The organism is Nocardia sichangensis, assembly GCF_047200615.1.
In the GTDB taxonomy this organism is placed as follows: domain Bacteria; phylum Actinomycetota; class Actinomycetes; order Mycobacteriales; family Mycobacteriaceae; genus Nocardia; species Nocardia sichangensis.
The window spans coordinates 1-3,416 of record NZ_JBJZOK010000079.1 but is presented as its reverse complement, the minus strand read 5'-3'; the positions used below and the strand labels follow the sequence as shown (position 1 = coordinate 3,416).

The 3,416-nt window shown below is 56.3% G+C and carries 2 rRNA genes; both read right to left on the bottom strand.

Annotated features, from left to right (window positions below):
* Positions 1-13: 13 nt before the first annotated feature.
* A 5S ribosomal RNA gene (gene rrf, locus ACL03I_RS39065) occupies positions 14-130 on the bottom strand.
* Between the two features lie 130 nt (positions 131-260).
* Positions 261-3,373 (bottom strand): 23S ribosomal RNA (locus ACL03I_RS39060).
* Between the last annotated feature and the right edge of the window lie 43 nt (positions 3,374-3,416).

Genomic DNA, 3,416 nt, shown 5'->3' with positions numbered 1-3,416 from the left:
TCGTGAAAGGATGTTCCGGCGGTGTCCTACTCTCCCACACCCTGTCGAGTGCAGTACCATCGGCGCTGGCAGGCTTAGCTTCCGGGTTCGGAATGGGACCGGGCGTTTCCCCACCGCTATGGCCGCCGTAACTCTATGAAACTATCCACACCCCCAACCCACACCCGAAAGATATGGGACTCCACCACAAGAGACAGAGTGTTTTCGAGGGTATCTGTGTGTTGTTTCAGATACCGCACAGTGGACGCGTAGCAACCTTTGTTGGTAAGTCCTCGGCCGATTAGTACCGGTCACCTCCACACGTTACCGTGCTTCCAGTTCCGGCCTATCAACCCCATGGTCTATAGGGGGCCTTAACCACTCGAAGGTGGTGAGAAACCTCATCTTGGAACAGGCTTCCCGCTTAGATGCTTTCAGCGGTTATCCCTTCCGAACGTAGCCAACCAGCAGTGCCCTTGGCAGGACAACTGGCACACCAGAGGTTCGTCCGTCCCGGTCCTCTCGTACTAGGGACAGCCTTCCTCAAGTTTCTGACGCGCGCGGCGGATAGAGACCGAACTGTCTCACGACGTTCTAAACCCAGCTCGCGTGCCGCTTTAATGGGCGAACAGCCCAACCCTTGGGACCTACTCCAGCCCCAGGATGCGACGAGCCGACATCGAGGTGCCAAACCATCCCGTCGATATGGACTCTTGGGGAAGATCAGCCTGTTATCCCCGGGGTACCTTTTATCCGTTGAGCGACACCGCTTCCACATGCCGGTGCCGGATCACTAGTCCCGACTTTCGTCCCTGCTCGACCCGTCAGTCTCACAGTCAAGCTCCCTTGTGCACTTGCACTCGACACCTGATTGCCAACCAGGCTGAGGGAACCTTTGGGCGCCTCCGTTACATTTTAGGAGGCAACCGCCCCAGTTAAACTACCCACCAGGCACTGTCCCTGAACCCGATCAGGGTCCGAGGTTAGAAGTCCAATACGACCAGAGTGGTATTTCAACGACGACTCCACGAACACTGGCGTGCCCGCTTCACAGTCTCCCACCTATCCTACACAAACCGTACCGAACACCAATACCAAGCTATAGTGAAGGTCCCGGGGTCTTTTCGTCCTGCCGCGCGTAACGAGCATCTTTACTCGTAATGCAATTTCGCCGAGTCTGTGGTTGAGACAGCAGAGAAGTCGTTACGCCATTCGTGCAGGTCGGAACTTACCCGACAAGGAATTTCGCTACCTTAGGATGGTTATAGTTACCACCGCCGTTTACCGGGGCTTAAATTCTCAGCTTCGCGCCCGAAAGCGCTAACCGGTCCTCTTAACCTTCCGGCACCGGGCAGGCGTCAGTCCGTATACATCGTCTTACGACTTCGCACGGACCTGTGTTTTTAGTAAACAGTCGCTTCTCTCTGGTCTCTGCGACCACACCCAGCTCGGACCGTAAAGATCGTCACCAGACGTGGTCCCCCTTCTCCCGAAGTTACGGGGGCATTTTGCCGAGTTCCTTAACCACAGTTCTCTCGATCGCCTCGGTATTCTCTACCTGACCACCTGTGTCGGTTTGGGGTACGGGCCGTGTACCAACTCACTAGAGGCTTTTCTCGGCAGCATAGGATCACTGAATTCGCCTCAATCGGCTACGCATCACCTCTCAGGCACATGTTGTGCGGATTTGCCTACACAACGCCCTACCGGCTTACACCAGGTAATCCACCACCTGGCCCAGCTACCTTCCTGCGTCACCCCATCGCTTGACTACTACAGCAGGGGTCGTGCGCAGCCGCTTCAAGCTTCCCGAAGGAAGTCCATCCACATTTGGGCACTTAGCACCACTGATTCGCCATTGGGCGCGGATACACGGGTACGGGAATATCAACCCGTTGTCCATCGACTACGCCTGTCGGCCTCGCCTTAGGTCCCGACTCACCCTGGGCGGATTAACCTGGCCCAGGAACCCTTGGTCATTCGGCGGACGAGTTTCTCACTCGTCTTTCGCTACTCATGCCTGCATTCTCACTCGCACAGCCTCCACAACTAGGTCACCCCGCTGCTTCCACGGCTGCACGACGCTCCCCTACCCATCCCAGCTCCTGGCTCGAAAGCAGAATAATGCTGGAATGCCGCGGCTTCGGCGGTGTACTTGAGCCCCGCTACATTGTCGGCGCAGGATCACTTGACCAGTGAGCTATTACGCACTCTTTCAAGGGTGGCTGCTTCTAAGCCAACCTCCTGGTTGTCTTCGCGACCCCACATCCTTTTCCACTTAGTACACGCTTAGGGGCCTTAGCCGGCGATCTGGGCTGTTTCCCTCTCGACTACGAAGCTTATCCCCCGCAGTCTCACTGCCACGCTCTCACACACCGGCATTCGGAGTTTGGCTGACTTCGGTAAGCTTGTGGGCCCCCTAGGCCATCCAGTAGCTCTACCTCCGATGTGAAACACGTGACGCTGCACCTAAATGCATTTCGGGGAGAACCAGCTATCACGGAGTTTGATTGGCCTTTCACCCCTACCCACAGCTCATCCCCTCAGTTTTCAACCTAAGTGGGTTCGGGCCTCCACGACGTCTTACCGTCGCTTCACCCTGGCCATGGGTAGATCACTCCGCTTCGGGTCCATGACATGCGACTCAAACGCCCTATTCGGACTCGCTTTCGCTACGGCTACCCCACACGGGTTAACCTCGCCACACACCGATGACTCGCAGGCTCATTCTTCAAAAGGCACGCCATCACCCCACCACAAAGGGAAGGCTCTGACGGATTGTAAGCGTCCGGTTTCAGGTACTATTTCACTCCCCTCCCGGGGTACTTTTCACCTTTCCCTCACGGTACTAGTCCGCTATCGGTCACCAGGGAGTATTCAGGCTTACCGGGTGGTCCCGGCAGATTCACAGCAGATTTCACGGGCCCGCTGCTACTCGGGCACCCACTACAACAGAGCACGCATTTTCGCCTACGGGATTCTCACCCTCTACGACAGGCCGTTCCAGACCACTTCGACTAACACGCACTTTTCTGACTGTTGCCTACCACGGCAGTGATAGGAAAGTGAGCCCCACTACCCCACACGTGCAACACCTGCCGGCTATCACACACGCATGGTTTAGCCTCATCCGCTTTCGCTCGCCACTACTCACGGAATCACAATTGTTTTCTCTTCCTGTGGGTACTGAGATGTTTCACTTCCCCACGTTCCCTCCCCACCGCCTATATATTCAACGGAGGGTGACACGACATCACTCGTGCCGGGTTTCCCCATTCGGAAATCCTCGGATCTCAGCTCGGTTGACAGCTCCCCGAGGCTTATCGCAGCCTCCTACGTCCTTCATCGGCTCCTGGTGCCAAGGCATCCACCGAACGCTCTTCAACACTTACAAACAAAGATGCTCGCGTCCACTGTGCAGTTCTCAAACAACACAC